Below are 21,378 nucleotides of genomic sequence, written 5' to 3'. Positions count from 1 at the left end.
CCCGCCGGACTTTAGTAACGTAGCAACCGTGTCCGCATCCCGCACTGAACGACTCTTGAACCTTCTCCTGGCTTTGCTCAATACCCGGGTGGGCCTGCCACGCTCCGTCCTGCGCGAGAAGGTCTACCACGATTCCGCAGAGAATGACGTTGCCTTCGGGCGCATGTTCGAGCGCGACAAGGTGGATTTGAAACAGTTTGGCTTTGAGATCGAGACACTCACGGATCCACGCCACTTCGGTGTCGACGACCCTGCGTCAACGCGTTATCGCATCGGCAAGGACTCCAACCGGCTGCCCGATGTGAGCCTCACGCCCGCAGAATGCACCGTGTTGCTTCTCGCTGCGCAGCTGTGGGAGCGGGCAGCGCTTGGCTCCGCAGCAGCCAACGCCGTCCGTAAGCTGCAAGCCGCAGGAGGTTTCACGGATGTGGACCTCCCCGCCGGGGTCCAGCCCCGGATCAAGCCAGCCGGACAGGCCTTCGACGACGTCGTGGCGGCCATGCATGGCAACCATCCGGTCCGCTTCGCCTACCTGGCAGTCAGTACCGGTCGTGAAGAGGTCCGGGAGGTTGAGCCCTGGGGACTGGGCAGCCGCTTTGGCCAGTGGTACCTCGTGGGCTTTGACCGGGCGAGAGGAGCCAAGAGACTGTTCCGGCTCTCACGGATGACTTCAGCGGTAACCGTGCTGCCTGCGAGCAGCTTCGAGCCTCCGGTCGGCTTCAATGCCAGGGCCGAGCTCGACACCCTCCATGAACTGCCCGTGCAGCGGGCCACGCTCTCCGTCGACAAGGACCGCCTGCTTGCCTTGCGCAAAAGAGCCGTCGAAACGGCCCCCGTGGATTCCACCCGTGACCGCGTCATGGTGGAGTTCCGCGATCCCGAGGTGCTCGCCGAAGAGCTGGCCTCATACGGTCCCCACGTAAAGGTGGACGGCCCTGCTGAACTGCGTGCCGCCGTCGTGCGCCGCCTCCAAGGTGCCTTGGACTTCGACGGTGAACCGCCTGTACCGGTGGCGTTCCCGGAGGCCGCACGGGCGCAGCGTGCCCGAAAGCGCACTTCGGAGGACCAACTAGCCAGGATGCTGCAGTTGGTCCCGTTCCTGGTCCATCATCAGGGTCTCCACATCCAGGAAGTCGCAGACCACTTCGGCATTACCCGCAAGGCGCTGATTGATGATCTGAAGATCCTCATCTGCTCGGGACTCCCTGAGGGATATCCGGATGACCTCCTGGACATCCAATGGGAAAACGATCATGTGTATATCTCCGAGCACCTGGACCTGAACCGCCCGGTACGCTTCAGCGAGGATGAAGCCGCTGCCTTGCTGACCGGCCTGGCCATGCTGGGAGACCTTCCGGCGTTGGCGGGCGTCTCCGAAGACGAGCCCGGGAGTGCTTTGGAATCTGTCACCATCAAACTGACGGGTGCTGCAGGGCAGGCGGGACGTTTGGCAGGCGCAGTAGCCGGGCAATCAGTTGAGCCTGAGCAGTCCCAGGCGTTCGCCGTCATTACGCAAGCGATCAGGGACGGCCTCCAGCTCCACTTGAAGTATCTTTCCCGGCAGCGGGATGAGCTGACCGAACGCGACGTTGATCCCCTGAGGCTCTATTCGCTGGATAACACGTGGTACTTCGAGGCCTATTGCCACAGCAAGGCGGGCATCAGGAACTTTCGCCTGGACAGGGTGGAAATCGTCGAGCCGAACGGGCTCCCTGCCTCCGGGACGGCCACTGCAGAGCAAGACTTCCCCGCCCGTTTGTTTACGCCAAGCGACGACGACGTCCTGGTGGTGCTGCACCTGACCAGGCAGGGTTTGGGACTGGCGGATGACTACTACGCGGAGCGCACGGCGCAACTGTCCGACGGCGGCCTGCTCGCCGAAGTGCGGTTCGGCACAGCGGAGTGGCTGCCCATGTTCGTTTCCCAGCACGGTGGCTCCGTCCGAATCTTGGAACCTGGGGCCCTGCGCGACCAAACCAGGGCATGGCTTAACGTGGCCGTGGAGCAGTACGACTCTCCGTCGGACCGCGCGGCTGGCTAGACTACTCAGATGCCTTGGTGGTTCTGGATCCTGTTGTGGATCGCGCTCATAGCCCTGTCGTTGCTGCTTCACCTGACGCTGGGGTACCGCTTGTTCAGAAAATTCATGTCAACTGTTCATGAACTGGGCGACGCGGGTAAACGTTTCAGCAACCTTTCACCTGTCGCCGAAACCTCCGACGTTGAAACCTCGGAAATCCGCCCCGAACCAGGGTCCGCAATTTTTGCCTCACCGGATCAGATGCGTCATGATTACCTGACGGCCAAAGCCTTCCGCCAGGAAGTTCGTCGCCAGAGGCGCGTCAAGCGCAAAGCAGGGCGGGGTCAACCCCAATCCCTGCACGACATTGAATTCAGATAGACGTAGGATGTATCCAAAAGGAAAGGACCTCCCCACATGAGGCTCGAAGGCTGGCATCTCATCATCATCATCGTCCTGGCTCTGGTGCTCTTCGCAGCGCCGAAGCTGCCGTCCATGGCGCGCAGCATTGGGCAGTCGATGCGCATTTTCAAGTCTGAAGTCCGGGAAATGAAGAAGGACGGTTCTTCCGAAGCGAAGGACTCCCAGGACGCTTCCGATGCCGTTGAAGGCAAGGTAGTAGGCCACCCGGACGCCAAGGCCAAGAACACCGGCGAGACTGACGTTCCGCCCTCCAACCGCGTCTAAAGAGAAGTGGTAGAAACGAAGGGGCGCAAGGCCAACCCCGAAGCCCGGATGGCGCTCCTTGACCACCTCAAGGAGCTGAAGAACCGGCTCTTCAAGGCTGCAATCGGCATCATCCTGGGCACCGTGGTGGGCTTCATCGTCTACCAGCCGCTTCTGGAGGCCCTGATCAAACCGATCAAGGACCTCAACGAGAAGGAGGGGCGCGCCGCCACCCTGAACTTTGACGGAGTGGCCAGCTCTTTTGACCTCATGGTGCAGGTCTCGGTGTTCCTCGGTGTGCTCCTGGCCTGCCCGGTGTGGATTTACCAGCTCTGGGCCTTCATTGTGCCTGGGCTCCACAAGAAGGAACGGCGCTTGGCGCTGGCCTTCGTGGCGGCGGCCGTACCTCTCTTCGTCGGCGGGGTACTCCTTGCCTGGCTGGTACTCCCCAATGCAGTCAGGGTGTTGACGGACTTCACCCCGTCGGGTGCCTCCAACTTCATCACCGCCCAGGTGTACCTGGCGTTTGTCCTGCGGCTCCTGCTGGCGTTCGGCATCGCTTTCCTGGTTCCCGTGGTGCTCGTTGGGCTGAACCTTGCCGGGATCGTCAAAGGCAAGCAGCTCATCAAGAGTTGGCGCATTACCATCTTCCTGGTCTGCTTGTTCGCTGCGATGGCCGCTCCCGGCGCTGACGCCATGAGCATGTTCTATCTCGCAGCACCCATGCTGCTCCTGTTCTTTGCGGCCATTGGAGTCTGCGTCCTTAACGACCGTCGCCGTGAGCGCCGTGCCATCAAGCGGGCGGCTGAGACTGAGGCAACGGCAGACATCGCCACCCCGGCAACGGATCTGGAGAATCTCTAGACCGTGGGCCACTAGGCTTGATGCATGTCCTCCATATCCGGGTCTCCATCACCATCAGAGAGCTACCAGGCTGCAGCGCAGCGGGCCTCTGAGTCGAAAACCTATCTGGGCGCTTTCGCCCGTTCCTTGGATTTTGAGCTGGACGACTTTCAACGCGAGGCATGCAGGTCCCTCCAGGAGGGCCGTGGCGTCCTGGTGGCAGCACCCACGGGCGCAGGCAAGACGATCGTGGGGGAGTTCGCGATCTACCTCGCCTTGGAACGAGGCCTCAAGGCTTTCTACACCACTCCCATCAAGGCGCTGAGCAACCAGAAGTTCTCGGAGCTGGCGTCAAAATACGGCGCTGCGAACGTTGGCTTGCTAACAGGCGATACCACCATCAACGGCGACGCGCCCGTGGTGGTCATGACCACCGAAGTCCTGCGGAACATGCTGTATGCAGACTCGGAGACCTTGGGCGACCTGGGGTTTGTGGTGATGGACGAGGTCCATTACCTGGCCGATCGCTTCCGCGGTGCAGTCTGGGAAGAAGTCATCATCCACTTGCCCAGTGAGGTCCAGGTGGCTTCGCTCAGTGCCACCGTTTCCAATGCTGAAGAGTTTGGCGCGTGGTTGGACACTGTCCGTGGTGATACCGATGTCATCGTCTCCGAACACCGACCGGTGCCGTTGTGGCAGCACGTCATGGTGGGCCGCGAAATAGTTGATCTCTTCGCCGGCGACACAACCTTCGATGAAATTGCGCCACGGGCCACCGGCGCACCGGAGACTGAGGTGCCGGATATTTCCGAGGCCGCCGAGGTAGCCAGTGAACCCGTCACCACGGACCGGCGGAACGTCCATGCCAAGCGATACTCCTCAGCCAAAGTCCAGCAGGCCGTCACCGGACCTGAGTTTGAGGTCAATCCGGATCTGCTGGCCATGGCCCGTTCCGAGAGCCGCATGAACATGGGCGGCCGCTTTGGCCACGGGGGACGCAGCCGCCGTCGTCAGGACCGTCACCGCGACGAACGCCAGCAGTCCGAGCAGCGCAGCCCGGTTCGCAAGGCAAGCCGCCCCCAGGTCATTGAGAGCCTCAGGCGCCAGGATCTGCTGCCTGCCATCACATTTATTTTCTCCAGGGCCGGCTGTGACGCTGCCGTCGCCCAGTGTGCAGCCTCGGGGCTGTGGCTGACAACGGAGCGTGAACAACAGATCATCGCCCAGCGCGTGGACGAAGCCAGCCACGAAATTCCTGCGGACGATCTCGACGTGCTCGGTTTCTGGGGCTGGCGAGACGGACTCGTCAGGGGCTTTGCCGCCCACCACGCGGGCATGCTGCCCACCTTCAAGGAAGTGGTGGAAAAGCTCTTCGCGGACGGCCTGGTCAAGGCCGTCTTTGCCACCGAAACTCTGGCCCTGGGCGTCAACATGCCGGCCCGCTGCGTGGTGCTGGAAAAGCTGGAAAAGTTCAACGGTGAAGCCCATGTCAATATCACGGCGGGGGAGTACACCCAGCTGACCGGCCGGGCAGGACGCCGGGGCATCGACGTCGAAGGCCATGCCGTGGTGCTGTGGCAGCCGGGGACCGACCCCGCCGCTGTGGCAGGCCTGGCCTCACGGCGCACGTACCCCCTGAACTCCAGCTTCCGGCCCACCTACAACATGAGCATCAACTTGATTGCCCAGTTTGGCCGTGTTCGCGCCCGTGAAATCCTGGAGTCCTCTTTTGCTCAGTTCCAGGCCGACCGCTCCGTGGTGGGTATTGCCCGGCAGGTGCGGGGGCGCGAAGAGTCTTTGGCTGGCTACGCCAAATCCATGAAATGCCATCTGGGTGACTTTACCGAGTACGCAAAACTCCGGCGCGAGCTGAGCGACGCCGAGAATTTCGCGGCCCGCGACCATCAGCGCGCCCGTAAGTCCCACGTTGCCGATTCCCTGGCCCGGCTGATCCCCGGCGATGTCATCAGCATCTTCAGCGGCAGGCTGGCCGGCCATGCAGTTGTTCTGGAGGTGGATCCGAACGCCCGTGAACCACGGCCCTCGGTGCTTACCTCGGATAACCAGCTTCGCCGGATCGGCGTGCACGACCTTGAGGGACCGGTCTCGCCCGTGACGCGGATCCGCATACCCAAATCGTTCAATGCCAAAGTGCCCAAGGCCCGCCGCGACCTCGCCTCGTCCATGCGCCACGCCATTAGTGAAGATGCACCGCACAGCCGCCGCCACAGCAGGCACGAAGACTTCGGCCTGGGGGCCCGCCTGCCGGACCAGGAAAAGAAGATCACTGACCTGAGGCGTGCGCTTCGGGCCCACCCCTGCCACGGCTGCAGCGAGCGTGAAGACCACGCCCGGTGGTCGGAGCGCTGGTGGAAGTTGCGAAAGGAAACCGACGGACTGGTGCGCCAGATCCAGAGCCGCACCAACACCATCGCAAAAACGTTCGACCGCGTGTGTGATCTGCTCTCGTCGTACGGCTACCTGGAGACGAACGACGCCGGCCATGTCACCATCAGCGTCGACGGGCAGCGGCTTCGCAGGATCTATGGCGAGAAGGATCTGCTCATTTCCCAGTCGGTCCGGCGCGGGGCCCTGAACGACCTCGATGCCGCCGAGCTGGCGTCTTTGGCCAGCACGCTGGTCTACCAAGCCAAACGTGAAGACCGCGGCCTGCGGCCCAAGATGCCTAGTGTTTCGTTGGAGTCCGCCGTCGATATCGTCATTCGCGAATGGTCCCAGCTGGAGGACACCGAGGAACACCACAGACTGCCTTTGACCGGCGAGCCGGAACTTGGACTGATGCGGCCCATGTATAAGTGGGCCAAGGGCCGCCACCTTCAAGATGTCCTGAGTGGAACCGACCTCGCTGCCGGCGACTTTGTCCGATGGGCCAAGCAGGTGGTGGACCTGCTTGACCAATTGGCCAAGATTCCCCAACTCGACGCCAGAGTGGCACGGATCTGCCGTGAGGCCATTGAGCTGGTCCGCCGCGGCGTTGTTGCCTATTCCACGGTGGCCTAGCACCACCCTTTCACTGATTGACTGTTTCCAACGCTCAAGGAGCACAACGCATGAACCAGCCAGGCGTGCCAGCCGGCCACAACCGGACTGCAGGGGACCGCAAGGTCACTATGTACCGCAACGGGTCCATTTATACGGCCGCTGATCCCTTTGCCACCGCCATGGTGGTGGACGGCGATACCGTCGCCTGGGTGGGCTCTGAGCAGGCCGCCACCTCCATCGCAGACTCGTCCATGGAGATCATCGATCTCCGCGGCGCCCTCCTTGCCCCCGGCTTTGTGGACTCGCATGCGCATCTCACCGAAACGGGCCTTGCCCTATCCGGCGTAGATCTTGCCACAGTGCGTTCAGCCAAGGAATTGCTCGACGCCGTTGCCACCGCCGGCGGCAACGGCACCATTGTGGGGCACGGTTGGGATGAGACAGCATGGAACGACTCCTCGCTGCCCACCATCGAAGAACTCGACCGAGCAGGGGCTGGACGGCAGGTCTACCTCTCCCGCATTGATGTCCACTCCGCCTTGGTTTCTTCATCGTTGGCCGCAGCTGCCGGCCTGAAAGGCGTGGACGGGTTCTCCGGCGGTGCACAGGTTGTACGTGCAGCGCATACCGCCGCGCGAATGACAGTCCGTCAGTTCCCCGAAGCGGTGCGGCGTGGCCTCCAGGAGCGCGCCCTCAAGGAAGCGGCGTCCCATGGCTATGTGGCATTGGCTGAAATGTCGGCACCGCACATCTGCGGCCCGGACGACCTGCGCCTGGCAACGTCGTGGAACGACCTCGGTGGCAGCCCTGAAGTGCTCCCATACTGGGGTGAGCTGGCCTCGTCTGCGGAGCATGCCGGGAACATTCTGGGTGGCCTGGGGACCAAGGTCCTGGGCCTCGCCGGAGACCTCAACGTAGACGGGTCGCTTGGTTCCCGAACAGCTGCGCTCCTGGATGACTATGCCGACGCGCCTGGGAACCGAGGCAGCTTGTACCTCTCTGTGGATGATGCGGCCCGACACCTTGCTGCAACCTCCCAGCTTGGCGTCCAGGCGGGCTTCCATGTCATTGGCGATGCCGGCCTCGCAGCTGTTCTTGAAGCCTTGGACGTTGCCGCAGCCGAGGTAGGGGAGCAGCGGATCCGGGCCGCGGGCCACCGGCTGGAGCACGTCGAAATGGCCGATCAGTCCGCCATCGACAAACTGGCCAAATACTCCATCACTGTCAGCGTACAACCTGGCTTCGACGCCGCGTGGGGCGCTCCGGGCGGGTTGTACGAGCAGCGCCTGGGAGGTCGAAGCAAGGCCATGAACCCCTTCGCTTCCTTCTACGCGAGTGGTGTCCCCATCGCCTTTGGCAGCGACAGCCCTGTCACGCCTCTTCGTCCGTGGACCAGTGTGCGCGCGTGCTTGGAACACAGCAACCCTGAGCAACGGATATCCGCCAGGGCTGCCTTCCTGGGCCATACACGCGCTGGCTGGCGTGCCGCGAAGTACCGCAACCCCCTGATGGGCCAGCTGGTGCCTGGTGCACCTGCCAGTTTCGCCGTGTGGGAAGTCGAGGAGCTGATGGTCCAGGTGGCAGACAGCCGCGTCCAGTCGTGGAGCACGGATCCGCGGGCGCGGACACCGCTATTGCCCGCTCTGGATACCGGCAGCGATCCCCGGTGCTTGCAGACCGTCCGCGAAGGACAGGAACTCTTCGCCCACGAGTCGCTCCGCGTTTAGCAGTACCAATTTCCAGCCCGCCGTTGGCCCCCTGAACTGGGCCGACGCCAGGATCCGCAGGTCACCGGCCGGTTGACAGTATGTGGTGAGTCCGTAGCATTGAGGCTCAACGGATGATCAGCCCGGGGCCGAAAGCCGGGGTTTGATGGTCCGGTCGCGGCCGGAGCACGTCATGGTGGCGGCAAACAGGTGGGCAGGTCCGCAGCGACCCAGAAAACAGTTCGTCCGGGACTCAGTTGCCCGGCGCCACTGGACCTGGGCTTGTGGACCTGCCCGCGGCAAGCCGCCCCGGCACCCCCGACTGTGTCCCACGACACTACCGCCAAGGGAGTGCGCTGCGGCGTCCTATAATGGAGAGTTGCGCCAGAATGCCAGCCGCCACGGCTGGTCCGGCACACTGACCGCTCCATCAAGGAAAGGCCTCTTCTTGCGTGTCCTGACGATCATTCCCACCTACAACGAGCTCGAATCGCTCCCCGTAACCCTGGGGCGGCTGCGCGCAGCAGTTCCCGAGTCCGATGTTTTGGTGGTTGACGACAACAGCCCTGATGGTACCGGACAACTTGCCGACGAGTTCGCTGCCGCAGACCACCAGGTTCACGTGCTGCATCGAAAGGGCAAGGAAGGCCTCGGGGCAGCCTACATCGCCGGCTTCAAGTGGGGGCTCGCAGCAGGATACGACGTCCTGGTGGAAATGGACGCCGACGGTTCGCACAAGCCGGAACAGTTGCCTTTGCTCCTGGATGCCGTCAAGGACGGAGCCGACCTCGCCATGGGCTCACGCTGGGTCCCCGGCGGCAGCGTGGTCAACTGGCCGCTCTACCGCCAGGCCATCTCACGTATCGGCAGCACCTATGCCCGCATCATGCTCGGCGTGAAGATCAAGGACGTCACCGGCGGCTACCGCGCCTTCAAGCGCAGCACCCTGGAGGCCCTGAAGCTGGATGAGGTTGAGTCGGTTGGCTACGGCTTCCAGGTGGACCTCGCATGGCGGGTGGCCAAGCTGGGCCTCCGCATCGAGGAACGCCCCATTACCTTTGTGGAACGGGAGCTAGGTGCCTCCAAGATGAGCGGCAACATTGTGGTGGAAGCCATGATCAACGTCACCAAGTGGGGACTGGCCGCTCGCTGGGCAAAGCTCACCCGCAAGTCGCCCGTCGCGGCAAAGTAGCCCTCCAACAATAAGGCCGGGTCTGGTTCCCAAAGGAACCAGACCCGGCCTTATTTGTCTGGGCTTACTTTTGTCTGGGTTGCAGACTAAGCGGAGCGGCGCTCTCCACGGCGCTCACGCAGAATGTTCAAGCGATCCTCAAGGATCTGCTCCAGCTCAGGAAGGCTGCGGCGTTCCAGCAGCATGTCCCAGTGGGTGCGGACGGCTTTCTCGTTGGCATCCACAGGACGCTCGCCATCAACCAGAAGAGCTTCCTTGCCGGTCTTGGAAACCCAGACCGGGGGAATCTCGGCCTCGGAGGAGAAGGTCACGAAGACCTGTTCGCCGTCCTCGCAGCGGTACTCGACCCGCTGGCGCGGTGCCGGTTCAACGCCGGATTCGGTTTCCATGCTTTGGGCGCCAAGACGCATACCCCGCAGGCTGCGATCGCTCATGATTACTCCCTCTGTCTGTACGCGGAGCAGGAACCCCGCGCTGGCCGTAAGCCGTTTTCACGATCCTTACGGACTACTTCTGCACACCTTGCATCACTAATTGCAACGCCTGGCCAAGCTTTTATGTTCCATCCAGGCTGAACCAGCCGGACAAATATCCCATTATACGCGGAACATCTCCTACTACTCAAAAGCCACAACGCGCAACGAGCGGCCAGCCGGAGTGGCTGGCCGCTCGCAGTGCCTTGACCTCTGGTTATTCGGCTGGCCGTGCATGCTCCGGGGACGCTGTGGGAGCGGCCGCCTTGCTGTCGTCATTGCCACCGAAGAGACCTCCGGGGGAGTCCCCGTTGTTCCCGCCGAGGGCGCCGCCGATGCCCTTAAGGGCTTCGCCGACTTCGCTGGGAATGATCCAGAGTTTGTTCGAGCTTCCTTCAGCGATCTTCGGGAGGGTCTGCAAGTACTGGTAGGCAAGAAGCTTCTGGTCCGGGTTGCCCTTGTGGATGGCGTCGAAGACCTTCTGGATGGCCTGGGCTTCACCGTCGGCGCGGAGGATGGCTGCCTTGGCGTCACCCTCAGCGGCGAGGATGGCCGCTTGGCGCTGGCCTTCAGCAGTGAGGATTTGCGACTGCTTGGTACCTTCAGCGGTCAAAATGGCCGCACGACGATCCCGCTCTGCGCGCATCTGCTTTTCCATCGAGTCCTGGATGGAATGGGGCGGGTCAATCGCCTTCAGCTCCACGCGCGACACGCGGATTCCCCATCGACCCGTGGCTTCGTCAAGGACGCCGCGCAGCTGACCATTGATCTGGTCGCGCGATGTGAGCGCTTCTTCGAGGTTCAGCCCGCCCACCACGTTGCGGAGCGTGGTGGTTGTCAGCTGCTCGACTGCCTGGATGTAGTTGGCGATCTCATACGTAGCCGCCCGGGGATCAGTGACCTGGAAGTAGACCACGGTGTCGATCGAGACCACCAGGTTGTCCTCAGTGATAACCGGCTGCGGCGGGAAGGACACCACTTGTTCGCGGAGGTCGAGGAGCGGCAGGAGCCGGTCGACGAACGGGATCAGGATGGTAAGGCCCGGGTTTAGCGTGCGCTGGTACTTGCCGAGCCGTTCAACGACGCCGGCACGAGCCTGCGGGATGATCCTGACCGAGCGGACCAACACTATGATGACAAAAATAACGAGAACAATCAGCACAATCGCTGCTGCTGTTCCTCCTAAGCCGTCCATACATCTCCTTCGTTCCCCAATTGCGTGGTTTGATGCGGCGGTCCGGCCAGGCTGCCGAGCCGCGTAAATCTAGGGCGCTTTGTCAGCGCGGGCTGTTGTCGGCCGGCGAGGTGACTACCGCCGTCGCGCCGTCGATTTTGGTGACCTGGACTGTGGCGCCGGCGCCGATGACCCCGGCAGTGCTGCGGGCGCTCCAGACGTCACCGCCAATTTTGACGAGCCCGCTGGTGCCGCTCACGGCTTCAATGACGAGAGCGGGCTGGCCGATCAGCCGGTCGATGTTGGATCGCTGCTCTTCGGGGCCTTTGTGAAGGTGCTTCAGCGCTACGGGCCGCACGAAGGCGATCATCAGGAGGGAAACCACGCAGAAGATGACAATCTGAAGCCAGAAATCAGCGCCGGCAAAGTCAGCCACCAACCCGGCCAAGGCTCCTCCGCCCAGCATGATGAAGAAGAGGTCCAAGGTGAGCATTTCCACCACTGCGAACGCGAGGAAGACCGTGAGCCAGAGGGCCCACCAATTCTCGCCGAGCCATTCAAACATCATTTCCCCCTTGGTCCCGGACCCCGCGGGCGGGGTCACAGTCGCTGTTCTTCCATCCTAGCCCGATGCGCTGTCCCACGTCAGGGCACGGTAAAGACGTTGATCCGGAATTTCGCGGTGGTGGACACAGAAGCGGGGGGTTCGCCCACCTGTCCCTGGTCCCGGTGATGGTGGCCGGCGGGACCCATGTATGCGAGGTCGCCCATCTGCGGGCCGGTCAGCTCCAAGGGCACGTCCAGGCCGTAGACCGCAGCGGGGCTGAAATACTCCTTCATGGCGTCCGCCAGACGTTCCTCCTTGCCCTCTTCGATGCCCAGCATTCCCGTCCTGGCAGCAACCTCGGCGAGATGGCCCGGCCTGGGTGTCACCACAATCAGTTTCCCGCCGGGGCGGATGACCCTCGCAAACTCGGCTGGGTTGCGCGGGGCAAAGACCACCATGACCACGTCCACCGAATTGTCAGCCACCGGTAAAGGGCGCCAAATGTCCCACACGAGGTTTGCCGCCTGGGGGTTGAGCCGGGCCGCCCTGCGGAGCGCGAACTTGGAGATGTCCAGGCCAATCGCGGCGGCACCGGATTCTTCGATGACTGCATGGAGGTAGTGCCCGGTGCCGGTACCTGCATCCAGAACCACCGCGTCGGGAAGGCGAAGCGCCCCTGCCGCTTCTTCCGCGACTGCGGCGGTCAAGGCAGCATAGTGGCCTGCGTCCAGGAACCGTTGCCGTGCAGCCACCATGTCGGCAGTGTCGGATTCAAAGACTGTGCCCTTGCCTGTCAACAGGTTGAAGTATCCCTGTTTGGCGGAATCGAAATGATGTCCGGCTCCACAGGCCAGCGCCCTCTGCGGATCTTCCTTCAGCTGGAGCACCCCTTGGCACAGCGGACAACGGAGGGCAGCAACGGCGTCGGACAACATGGCTCCAATCCTACGGCTGGACGGAGTGTCAGGTGCCGTGCGCCGGGCTCCCGGGCTAGGCTCACCCTCGTGAAACCCGAGCAACTGCCACTGCTGAACTCCGTGTCCGCCCCTGCCATCCACCCCGATGGGACAAAGGCGGTGGTTTCTGTCACCAGGCCGGATTTTGACGCCGACAGTTATGTCGGCCAGCTGTGGACAGTCCCCTTGGACAACACCAAGCACCCGCGCCGCATTACCCGCGGTTTCAGGGACAGCTCGCCTGCCTTCTCACCCGACGGCCTTGTCCTGGCCTTCCTCCGGAGCGATCCCGACGGCAAGCCGCAACTATTCGTCGTGGAGGCTGCCGGCGGCGAACCTCAACGAATCACAGATCAGCACGCCGGAGTGGCAGGATTCGTGTGGGCGCCCGATTCGCACCGGATTGCTTTCCTGGCGCGCGTCCCGGAACAAGGGCGTTACGGAACGGTGGAGGGGGTGACCTCCGGCGGCGAGGATGCCCGACTGCTCACTGCGAACCAGTACAGAATGAACGGCGTGGGATACACCTCCGATCAGCGCCAGCAGGTCTTCGTAGTTGAAGTACCGGAATTAGGCGGTGAGCCTGCGGTAGCGCCCCGTGGGCGCGCGGCCCACGAACAGCCAGCACCTGCGGCGCCCGGGATTCCAACGGCCAGGCAATTGACGTTTGGCGATTCAGACCACGAGTCTCCGTGCTTTTCTGCCGACGGCTCGCATCTCTACTTCGTGGCGGCCCTGCATGAAGGGCACGACGACGATCTTGTCACCTCGGTTTACAGGGTGGACTCCGGCGGAGGTGAGCCGTCCGTCGTTGAACCATCCAATGCCGGCCCTCAAACCGTCACCGGCGTCCGTGCCTCCTTGGATGGACGCTGGCTGTTCTATACCGCCCAGGACCTGGGAACCACAGGCAGGGACTTCGTTGCCCGGAACGCCGTCCTGTACGTCATGCCAGTCGGCGGGGGAGAAGCAGCAGCCCTGACCGATGAAGAACACCTGGACGTTTCAGGGCCTCTGGAACCAAGCGGACCTGCCAGCGTGCTTGTCCTGAATACGGCCCTGGGCAGCGTTGAACTGCTCGACGTTGCCGCCGATGGCGGGATCATGCCGCTGGTCCACGGTGCCCGGGTGGTCGTTGGCGCCACGGTTGCCGCCAACGGCGAGATCGCGGTAAGTCTCGTCGACGCATCAACCGTGGGCGACGTCGCTTCCCTGGTACGTGGGGAACTGCGCTTGTTGACCGACTTCTCCGCCGCGCTCAGGAACAACTCGCGGGTCAGCGAGCCCTTGGACTTCGAGGCCGAATCCTCTGATGGACATCCGGTGCATGGTTGGCTGGTCCTGCCGGACGGACCCGGACCGCATCCTGTGTTGCTGTCCATCCATGGTGGTCCGTTCGCCCAGTACACCGGAGCTTTCTTCGATGAAGCGCAGGTTTACGCTGCCGCCGGATACGCAGTGGTGATGTGCAATCCCCGTGGCTCAGCCGGTTACGGCCAAACGCACGGCCGCGCCATCAAGGGGCGCATGGGAACCTTGGACATGCAGGACGTGCTGGCATTTCTGGATGCTTCCTTGACCGCCCATGGCGGGGTGCTGGACAAGGACCGGGTGGGCATCATGGGCGGTTCCTACGGGGGTTACCTGACTGCTTGGACCATCGCCCACGATCACCGCTTCAAAGCAGCGATCGTGGAACGCGGTTTCCTGGACCCGGTCAGCTTCGCGGGATCCTCGGACATTGGCTGGTTTTTCGGCGGTGAGTACACCGGTGGCACTCCTGAACAGATGACGGCCCAGAGCCCCATGGCAGTTGTGGGTGCCGTCCGAACTCCAACGCTGGTGGTGCACAGCGAAAACGACCTTCGATGCCCCATCGAACAAGGACAGCGCTACTACTCACACCTGAAGGCCCAGGGAGTTGATACCGCTTTGTTGGTTTTCCCGGGCGAGGACCACGAGTTGTCCAGATCCGGGACGCCGCACCACCGCAGGCAGCGCTTCGACCACATCCTTGGCTGGTGGGCACGGTACATGCCTACTGCGTCGAATCAGGTGGAGGACCAGCAGCACTAAGCTGGCGGGCCACTGAGCCTGTCCTTGGCCGTCAACGCAGGAAGCCCAGGCTCCGCCGTGCATCCTCGATCTCCGGAGTAGCCCAGCGGGCAGAATGCTCTGCATTGCTGGACAACGATCTGATTTCGGCACGGTCCAGGTACAGCGTGCCGAGAAGGTGGTCCGTCTCATGTTGCACAATGCGCGCCTGCCAGCCTGAGAACCATTCCTCAACAGGCTCACCCGCGGGTGTAACGTAGCTCAGCTCTACATTCCGGTGACGGGTCACCACTGCCTGGTAGCCGTTTACGGATAGGCAGCCCTCATAGAAGGAGGCTGTCTCCACCCCCAGCGGACGGCACTGCGGGTTCACTACGGCCAAAAACTCCAGATGCTCCCGATGCCGTACCGCGGCGGAGGCGGGGTCAAGGTCGTACTGGTCCTCCAGCACGGCCAACTGCAGGGGGATGCCCAGCTGGGGTGCAGCCAACCCGACGCCGGGAGCGTCGTGCATCACCTCGCGCATCCGCTCCACCAACGCCATCAGTTCGACGTCGTCCAGCTGGCCGTCGTACGGGGCGGCGAGTTGACGCAGCACGGGGTGTCCAGCCTGGACGATCGTGGGAAGTTCTTCCGCATCAAGCAACCTGCGGACAGCGTCCCGGATCTGGGTGGGGTTGAAGTCCGTGGCTGGGCTCGCGGCCTCGTGATGAGGTTGATGGTTCATGGCACGAGCCTATCGCCACGGCTGTCCGTTGCGTTGGGCTAGGCTCGACAAATGACCGATTCATCTTCTTTGGACCGCGTACTGGGCTTCGTCAGGACTGTTGAAGCCGGCGGTGGAGCTGCTGAGCTGCGACCATACCTTGCTGAGGACTTCCAACTCACTGAGTGGCCCCATGCGTTGTCCAAAACAGGTTCCACCAGGAACCTGCAGGACACTCTGGCCGGCGCCGACCACAGCAAGGACATTGTTGCCGATCAACGATTCGAGGTGGTCCGCACCACCAGCGAAGGCGACCGCGTGGTACTCGAGATGAACTGGTCGGCCACGCTGCTCCTTGACCTGCCGCACTGGGACCGTGGCGATACCATCAGGGCCAGGAGCACAGCGGTCTTTGAGCTGCGGGACGGGCTGATAGTCAGCCAGGATACGTACGACTGCTATTACACAACGCCGGAGTAGCTAACGCATGGTGAAGCGCCGTTCCACCAACCCTGCTATCGAAGGAAGCCCGAGCACGCCGGCGAAGAACCTGTTCCGGGCTTCCATGACCGGCGGTGGCAACGGCCTGCCCAGCGCCATGTTGAGTCCGGCCTGGCGCGAAGCCCGTTGGGCCGCCTTTCTACGGGACCTCTCGAACTGCTCCAGCAGCCGCCCCAGGTCGGCCCCACCAAACGAAGCGTCCATGATGGGTGCAAGTGCGGCGGCGTCCAACCAGCCCAGGTTCATGCCTTGCCCACCGATCGGACTGATTTCGTGGGCGGCATCGCCGAGCAAGACCACCCGGCCGTGGACCATTCGCGCCGCAAGCCGGGACCGCACCTCGAAGGCACTCAGCATCGTGTTGCTCCGGACGTCAGGCACTTCGCCCGTTCTGGCGCCGATCAGCTCAGCCAGCCCGGACGCCGTCGTGCCCTTGTCCGGTGCCCCCAGCCTCACCACCCATCTGCGTGCCCCGCCCGGCAACGGAAACGACTCCACAATCCCGGCCGGTTCCAGATAGAGGACGGCATCCGTGCCATGAGGAGTCGCGTCAGCGAAATCGCCCATGATGTAGCAGTCCGGATAGCTCCGCGACGGCAAATGCGGCAGAATCTTTTGGCGGATCGCTGAGTGCGCCCCATCAGCGGCCACCACCAACCGGGTGCGGAACTCAAGGCCGCCACCGATTGAGTCCGCCGCGACGCGCACGGACCTGAAGTCATCCACCACTTCCTGGACATCCGCGCCGCGGACGATCGCCGCGGAGTCCAGATCCAGGACTGTCCTCTCCAGGACCTTTTCGGTAACCGTCTGCGGTACAGCAAGGATGAACGGAAAGTGGGGGTCGCCGTCGAACGCCAGCCGGGCAACCACGTGCCCCTGGCTGTAGGCGACACCCTGGTGAATGTGGACGCCGGCGGCGACCAGTTCGTCGGCAACCCCGGCCCTGGCCAGCTCCGCCAACGCCGGCGGATGGATACCGATGGCCCGCGAACTGTCACTTCGGCTGACCCTCCGTTCCAGTATCCGCACCTGATGCCCTTGTTGAAGCAATAGCGCTCCCATGAAAAGGCCCACGGGTCCGGCACCGACGATCACAACGTCAAGCATTTTCTGCCCTTGGTTCAGAATCCGGGAGCTCCTCATGGACCAGCAGGTGGTGCCAAGGGCCGTTTGCCTCGACCCTCCAGCTCGCCGGAACGGTGGATGCCAGTTCAGGTGCTGTGTAGCTGCGCTTGATGGACACCAAGCCGTCACCCCAGATGAAGGAACGCAGGCCCAAAGGCCAGAAGCCGACCATGAACAGCAGGTAGGAGAGGTTACTGCGTTTGAGGTCGTTGTGGAGGACGAGACCACGGCTGAGCGCCTCAGAGTCGCGCAGGACACCGACGATCTGCCCGGCATCGAGGTGGTGAAGGATGTGGTTGGAGATAACGAAATCGAACACCAGCCCTTCTGCGACGAGCTCGGAACTATGGGCTTGACGGTAGGTGACACCATCCATCGCGGGAAGCTTCGAAGCAAAGGCAAAGGCCCTGGCATCCGGATCGATCGCAGTCACCGTGAGGCGGAAGCCATCCTTCCGGGCCCACCGTGCGAGGCTGCGTGCCACGTCACCGCTGCCGCATCCAATATCCAGAAGCGACGCTGCGCCCTTGGCAGCCAGCACTGGCCGGATCCTGTGGCGGTAGGTACCGTGCCAACCCGACAGAAGACTGTTGACCACCGGAAACCTGGCATAGGTCCGGGTGAGGCGATCGGGGTCGCAGTCAGCCCTGTCCATCTCCTCCACGGATGACAGATCCCTCTTTTGGAGGGACCCCCAAGGGCTCACAGATCGGGGGAGACCAGCGTGAAGAGGCCCGTCTCCACCGTCAGGCCTGGACCGAACGCCATGGAACAGATCCGTTCCTCGCGTTCGGTGGCGGCCTGGCCCAACATGTACTTCAGGACGAAGAGCACCGTGGCGCTGCTCATGTTGCCGTATTCGCGCAGAGTCTCCCGAGCCGGAATCAACTGTTCCTGGGTCAGTTCCAGCTTGGACTCCACCTTGTCCAGGATGCTGCGGCCGCCCGGATGAATGGCCCAATGGGTGATGTCCCGGTAGGGGAGCCCGGCCAGCTGTGGCTCCTTGGCGAGGAGTGGTTCCAATGCCCCCGTGATGTGTTCCTCGATGATGTGGGGGACGTAGGAACCCAGTACCATTTCGAATCCTTCGTCGCCGATATTCCAAGCCATGGCTTCCTCGCCCACGGGCGTGAGAACTGTTTCGAAGTGGTCCAGCCTGATGACCGGTTCCGGTCCTTCCGGTTCCCGTGCCGTCACCACGGCGGCCGCCGCGCCATCACCGAAGATGGCCGAACCCATGATGGTGTCGGGATCGTTGGACGTGCGGACGTGAAGGGAACAGAGTTCAACACAGATGACCAAGACCACGGCCTCCGGATCAGCAACGCAGAACTGTTTGGCGGCCTTGAGGGCAGGGAACGCGGCGTAGCAGCCCATGAAACCCAGGTGGTAGCGCTGGACGGCAGGGTTCAGGCCCAAGGCCCTGACAACCTTGTAATCGGGGCCCGGGTTGAAGAAGCCCGTACACGACACGGTGATGACGTGGGTGATGTCGTCGAGGTCGATGCCGGAGGCTTGGGCAACCGCCGTCTTTCCGGCCTCCACAAACAGCTTGGTGGCTTCGGTAGCGAAAATTTCGTTGCGCACCTTGGTGCTGGGGCTGAGGACCCTGTTGGTTTCGGGGTCGAAGAACTTGGGATTCTCCGGATGGGCGTCAAGGCTGAGCTCAGCAACGGCCGTGTAGCGGGTGTCGATTGCCGCCGAGTCGAAACAGGTGGCCACCAGGCGCGTTCCCAGTCGTGTCAGGCCTGGTTGGGAGGCGAAGACCTCGCGTGCCTGCTGCTGGACGAGGATTGTTGGCGGAACTGCGGTTTCAAGGGACCTCACGTATACCGGCATGCTTCATTCTTAGCGAGTAAACCTGGGAAGACAATGGCAGAATCGAACTTACTGACCGAGGTTGGTCACAGATAGCCAGGCGACGCCGACGGGGGACTGTTGGGCAGCGCCGCCCCACAGATGGAGAAATGATGACTATTGCCGCGAGCACTGACACAGAGTTTCCCAAGTCCCATGTCGCAGACACCCACGATCTCATCAGGGTCCAGGGTGCGCGCGAGAACAACCTGAAGGACGTCAGCATCGAGATTCCCAAGCGCCGGCTGACGGTGTTCACGGGCGTCTCGGGCTCAGGAAAAAGCTCCCTGGTTTTCGCCACGATCGCTGCAGAGTCGCAGCGCATGATCAACGAGACGTACAGCGCTTTTGTCCAAGGGTTCATGCCCTCGCTGGCCCGCCCCGACGTGGACATGCTGGAGGGCTTGACGACGGCGATCATCGTGGACCAGGAGCGCATGGGCTCCAATCCCCGTTCAACAGTTGGCACCGCCACGGACGCGAACGCGATGCTGCGGATCCTTTTCAGCCGTCTCGGCCAGCCGCACATCGGTTCACCCAATGCCTACTCGTTCAACGTCCCCACAGTGAAGGCCAGTGGAGCCATCACAGTAGAGCGCGGCGAGGGCAAAACGAAGACAGAGAAAGCTACGTTCAACCGCTTGGGCGGTATGTGTTCACGCTGTGAAGGCATGGGATCCGTCAATGACTTCGATCTCACGGCACTCTACGACGACACAAAGTCGCTCAGCGAGGGCGCGCTCACCATTCCCGGTTACACCATGGATGGTTGGTATGGACGGATCTTCAGCGGTTCCGGGTTCTTCAATATGGACAAGCCAATCGCAAAGTTCACCAAGAAGGAACTCCACGATCTCCTTTACCGTGAGCCCACCAAAATCAAGGTCGAGGGAATCAACCTCACTTATGAAGGCGTCATCCCCAAGATCCAGAAGTCGATGCTCAGCAAGGACGTGGACGCCTTGCAGCCCCACATCCGCGCGTTCGTTGAGCGGGCCATCACGTTCACTACGTGCCCGGAGTGCGAAGGAACCAGATTGAGCCCCGAAGCGCGGTCTTCGAAGATTAAAGGCAAAAGCATTGCCGATGTCTGCACCATGCAGATCAGCGACCTCGCCGGCTGGATCCGCGAACTTCATGAGCCCTCAGTGGCGCCCCTCCTGAAAGGACTCCAGCACCTTTTGGATTCCTTCGCGGAGATCGGCCTCGGCTATCTTTCGCTCGACCGGCCTGCCGGCACGTTGTCCGGGGGAGAGGCGCAGCGTACCAAGATGATCCGACACCTGGGATCCTCCCTCACCGACGTGACGTATGTTTTTGATGAACCCACCATCGGACTCCACCCGCACGACATCGAACGAATGAACCAGCTGTTGCTGCAGTTGCGGGACAAGGGCAACACCGTGTTGGTGGTGGAGCACAAGCCCGAAACAATCGCGATCGCAGACCACGTGGTTGACCTTGGACCCGGCGCAGGAACCGGCGGGGGCTCTGTCTGCTACGAGGGAGATCTGGAGGGTTTGCGGGGGAGCGACACCATCACTGGGCGCCACCTGGACGATCGTGCTTCGATCAAGGATGCAGTGCGTTCCGCTTCCGGCCATCTGGAGATCCGGGGGGCCTCAACCAACAACCTCAAAAACGTCGACGTCGATATCCCCCTGGGCGTTCTCTGCGTCCTGACCGGTGTGGCAGGCTCCGGCAAAAGCTCACTGATCCATGGCTCGGTGGCGACGCGTGAAGGCGTGCTGGTGATCGACCAAGGCGCCATCCGCGGCTCGCGCAGGAGCAACCCCGCCACCTACACCGGACTTCTGGAACCCGTCCGTAAAGCCTTCGCGAAGGCAAACGGTGTGAAGCCGGCGCTGTTCAGCTCCAACTCGGAAGGTGCATGCCCTACCTGTAATGGCGCCGGTGTCATTTACACTGATCTCGGAGTCATGGCGACCGTGGAGTCTACCTGTGAAGAATGCGATGGAAAGCGCTTTCAAGCCTCAGTTCTTGAATACACGCTGGGGGATCGCAATATTGCAGAAGTGCTTGCAATGTCTGTGGATGAGGCGGAAGTCTTCTTCAAAGAAGGAGAAGCCAAAACGCCGGCCGCGCACAAAATTCTGGACCGCTTGGCAGATGTTGGCCTCGGCTATCTGACCCTTGGCCAGCCGCTGACCACGCTGTCCGGCGGTGAGCGCCAACGCCTGAAGCTGGCCACCCAGATGTCCGAGAAGGGTGAGATCTACATCCTGGACGAGCCCACCACCGGCCTGCACCTGGCCGACGTACAGAACTTGCTGGGAATGTTGGATCGCCTGGTGGAATCGGGCAAATCCGTGATTGTAATCGAACACCACCAAGCAGTTATGGCTCACGCCGACTGGATTATCGACCTGGGACCAGGCGCAGGACACGACGGCGGCACCATAGTTTTCGCCGGAACGCCGGCTGAGCTTGTGGCCGGGAAATCGACGCTGACAGGCAAGCACTTGGCTGCGTACGTCGCGAATAGCTGACGGCCCCGGTGGTGGTCGTTCCGAAAAAGTTCGGAACGACC

General features: G+C 62.4%; 18 protein-coding genes. 10 read left to right on the top strand and 8 right to left on the bottom strand.

From position 1 onward, the window contains the following. Positions 1-28: 28 nt before the first annotated feature. From ABIE35_RS06655 to ABIE35_RS06625, 7 genes are all read left to right on the top strand, one after another. On the top strand, positions 29-2,041 hold the full coding sequence (locus ABIE35_RS06655) for a helix-turn-helix transcriptional regulator (RefSeq protein ID WP_354513422.1): 2,013 nt from the start codon (positions 29-31) through the stop codon (positions 2,039-2,041). A 9-nt stretch (positions 2,042-2,050) separates the two neighbouring features. Then, complete coding sequence (locus tag ABIE35_RS06650) at positions 2,051-2,401, top strand: hypothetical protein (RefSeq protein WP_354513420.1); 351 nt, start codon at positions 2,051-2,053, stop codon at positions 2,399-2,401. 36 nt (positions 2,402-2,437) lie between these two features. After that, positions 2,438-2,707, top strand: a complete 270-nt coding sequence (tatA, locus tag ABIE35_RS06645) for a Sec-independent protein translocase subunit TatA (protein ID WP_280622872.1) — start codon at positions 2,438-2,440, stop codon at positions 2,705-2,707. Between the two features lie 6 nt (positions 2,708-2,713). Continuing rightward, the gene (gene tatC, locus ABIE35_RS06640; RefSeq protein WP_354226799.1) at positions 2,714-3,550 is read left to right on the top strand and encodes a twin-arginine translocase subunit TatC; all 837 of its coding nucleotides are present in this window, start codon (positions 2,714-2,716) and stop codon (positions 3,548-3,550) included. Between the two features lie 24 nt (positions 3,551-3,574). Beyond that, positions 3,575-6,550, top strand: coding sequence for a DEAD/DEAH box helicase (locus tag ABIE35_RS06635; RefSeq protein ID WP_354513418.1), 2,976 nt, complete (start codon positions 3,575-3,577; stop codon positions 6,548-6,550). Positions 6,551-6,600: 50 nt separating this feature from the next. Further along, positions 6,601-8,259, top strand: a complete 1,659-nt coding sequence (locus tag ABIE35_RS06630; RefSeq protein WP_354513417.1) for an amidohydrolase — start codon at positions 6,601-6,603, stop codon at positions 8,257-8,259. A 427-nt stretch (positions 8,260-8,686) separates the two neighbouring features. Then, positions 8,687-9,430, top strand: coding sequence for a polyprenol monophosphomannose synthase (locus ABIE35_RS06625; protein ID WP_354513415.1), 744 nt, complete (start codon positions 8,687-8,689; stop codon positions 9,428-9,430). Between the two features lie 86 nt (positions 9,431-9,516). Here ABIE35_RS06625 and ABIE35_RS06620 read toward each other — a convergent pair whose 3' ends face one another. The 4 genes from ABIE35_RS06620 to ABIE35_RS06605 form a co-directional block, all read right to left on the bottom strand. After that, positions 9,517-9,864 (bottom strand): RNA polymerase-binding protein RbpA, encoded by a 348-nt coding sequence (locus ABIE35_RS06620; RefSeq protein ID WP_011774875.1) that lies wholly within the window; start codon positions 9,862-9,864, stop codon positions 9,517-9,519. Positions 9,865-10,120: 256 nt separating this feature from the next. Next, positions 10,121-11,098 carry an SPFH domain-containing protein gene (locus ABIE35_RS06615; RefSeq protein ID WP_354513413.1) on the bottom strand — a complete coding sequence of 326 codons (978 nt, stop codon included), beginning with the start codon at positions 11,096-11,098 and terminating at the stop codon, positions 10,121-10,123. A gap of 82 nt (positions 11,099-11,180) precedes the next feature. Beyond that, positions 11,181-11,642 carry an NfeD family protein gene (locus tag ABIE35_RS06610; RefSeq protein WP_354513836.1) on the bottom strand — a complete coding sequence of 154 codons (462 nt, stop codon included), beginning with the start codon at positions 11,640-11,642 and terminating at the stop codon, positions 11,181-11,183. Positions 11,643-11,722: 80 nt separating this feature from the next. Beyond that, positions 11,723-12,559, bottom strand: coding sequence for a methyltransferase domain-containing protein (locus tag ABIE35_RS06605; protein WP_354513411.1), 837 nt, complete (start codon positions 12,557-12,559; stop codon positions 11,723-11,725). A gap of 69 nt (positions 12,560-12,628) precedes the next feature. Between ABIE35_RS06605 and ABIE35_RS06600 the strand changes: the two genes are divergently transcribed. Beyond that, complete coding sequence (locus tag ABIE35_RS06600) at positions 12,629-14,656, top strand: S9 family peptidase (RefSeq protein WP_354513410.1); 2,028 nt, start codon at positions 12,629-12,631, stop codon at positions 14,654-14,656. A 31-nt stretch (positions 14,657-14,687) separates the two neighbouring features. Here ABIE35_RS06600 and ABIE35_RS06595 read toward each other — a convergent pair whose 3' ends face one another. Continuing rightward, entirely contained in the window at positions 14,688-15,362 is a 675-nt protein-coding gene (locus tag ABIE35_RS06595; RefSeq protein WP_354513409.1) for a peptide deformylase, read from the bottom strand. 51 nt (positions 15,363-15,413) lie between these two features. Here ABIE35_RS06595 and ABIE35_RS06590 point away from each other — a divergent pair, with 51 nt between their 5' ends. After that, entirely contained in the window at positions 15,414-15,821 is a 408-nt protein-coding gene (locus ABIE35_RS06590) for a nuclear transport factor 2 family protein (RefSeq protein ID WP_089595147.1), read from the top strand. On the opposite strand, the gene ABIE35_RS06585 is transcribed toward ABIE35_RS06590, so the two are convergent. The 3 genes from ABIE35_RS06585 to ABIE35_RS06575 are packed head-to-tail and all read right to left on the bottom strand — an operon-like array spanning position 15,822 to position 18,809. Beyond that, positions 15,822-16,952 (bottom strand): FAD-dependent oxidoreductase, encoded by a 1,131-nt coding sequence (locus ABIE35_RS06585; RefSeq protein ID WP_354513408.1) that lies wholly within the window; start codon positions 16,950-16,952, stop codon positions 15,822-15,824. It lies immediately after the preceding gene. Beyond that, entirely contained in the window at positions 16,945-17,676 is a 732-nt protein-coding gene (locus tag ABIE35_RS06580; protein ID WP_354513406.1) for a class I SAM-dependent methyltransferase, read from the bottom strand. The genes ABIE35_RS06585 and ABIE35_RS06580 overlap by 8 nt, the downstream gene beginning before the upstream one ends. Then, complete coding sequence (locus tag ABIE35_RS06575) at positions 17,673-18,809, bottom strand: type III polyketide synthase (RefSeq protein WP_354513404.1); 1,137 nt, start codon at positions 18,807-18,809, stop codon at positions 17,673-17,675. The genes ABIE35_RS06580 and ABIE35_RS06575 overlap by 4 nt, the downstream gene beginning before the upstream one ends. Before the next feature lie 131 nt (positions 18,810-18,940). Between ABIE35_RS06575 and ABIE35_RS06570 the strand changes: the two genes are divergently transcribed. Further along, positions 18,941-21,337 (top strand): ATP-binding cassette domain-containing protein, encoded by a 2,397-nt coding sequence (locus ABIE35_RS06570; RefSeq protein ID WP_502921369.1) that lies wholly within the window; start codon positions 18,941-18,943, stop codon positions 21,335-21,337. Positions 21,338-21,378: the final 41 nt, after the last annotated feature.

The organism is Paenarthrobacter sp. 4246 (genome assembly GCF_040546855.1).
Classification (GTDB): domain Bacteria; phylum Actinomycetota; class Actinomycetes; order Actinomycetales; family Micrococcaceae; genus Arthrobacter.
Note: the sequence above shows the minus strand (reverse complement) of the source record. Positions and strands in the feature narration are given on the sequence as shown.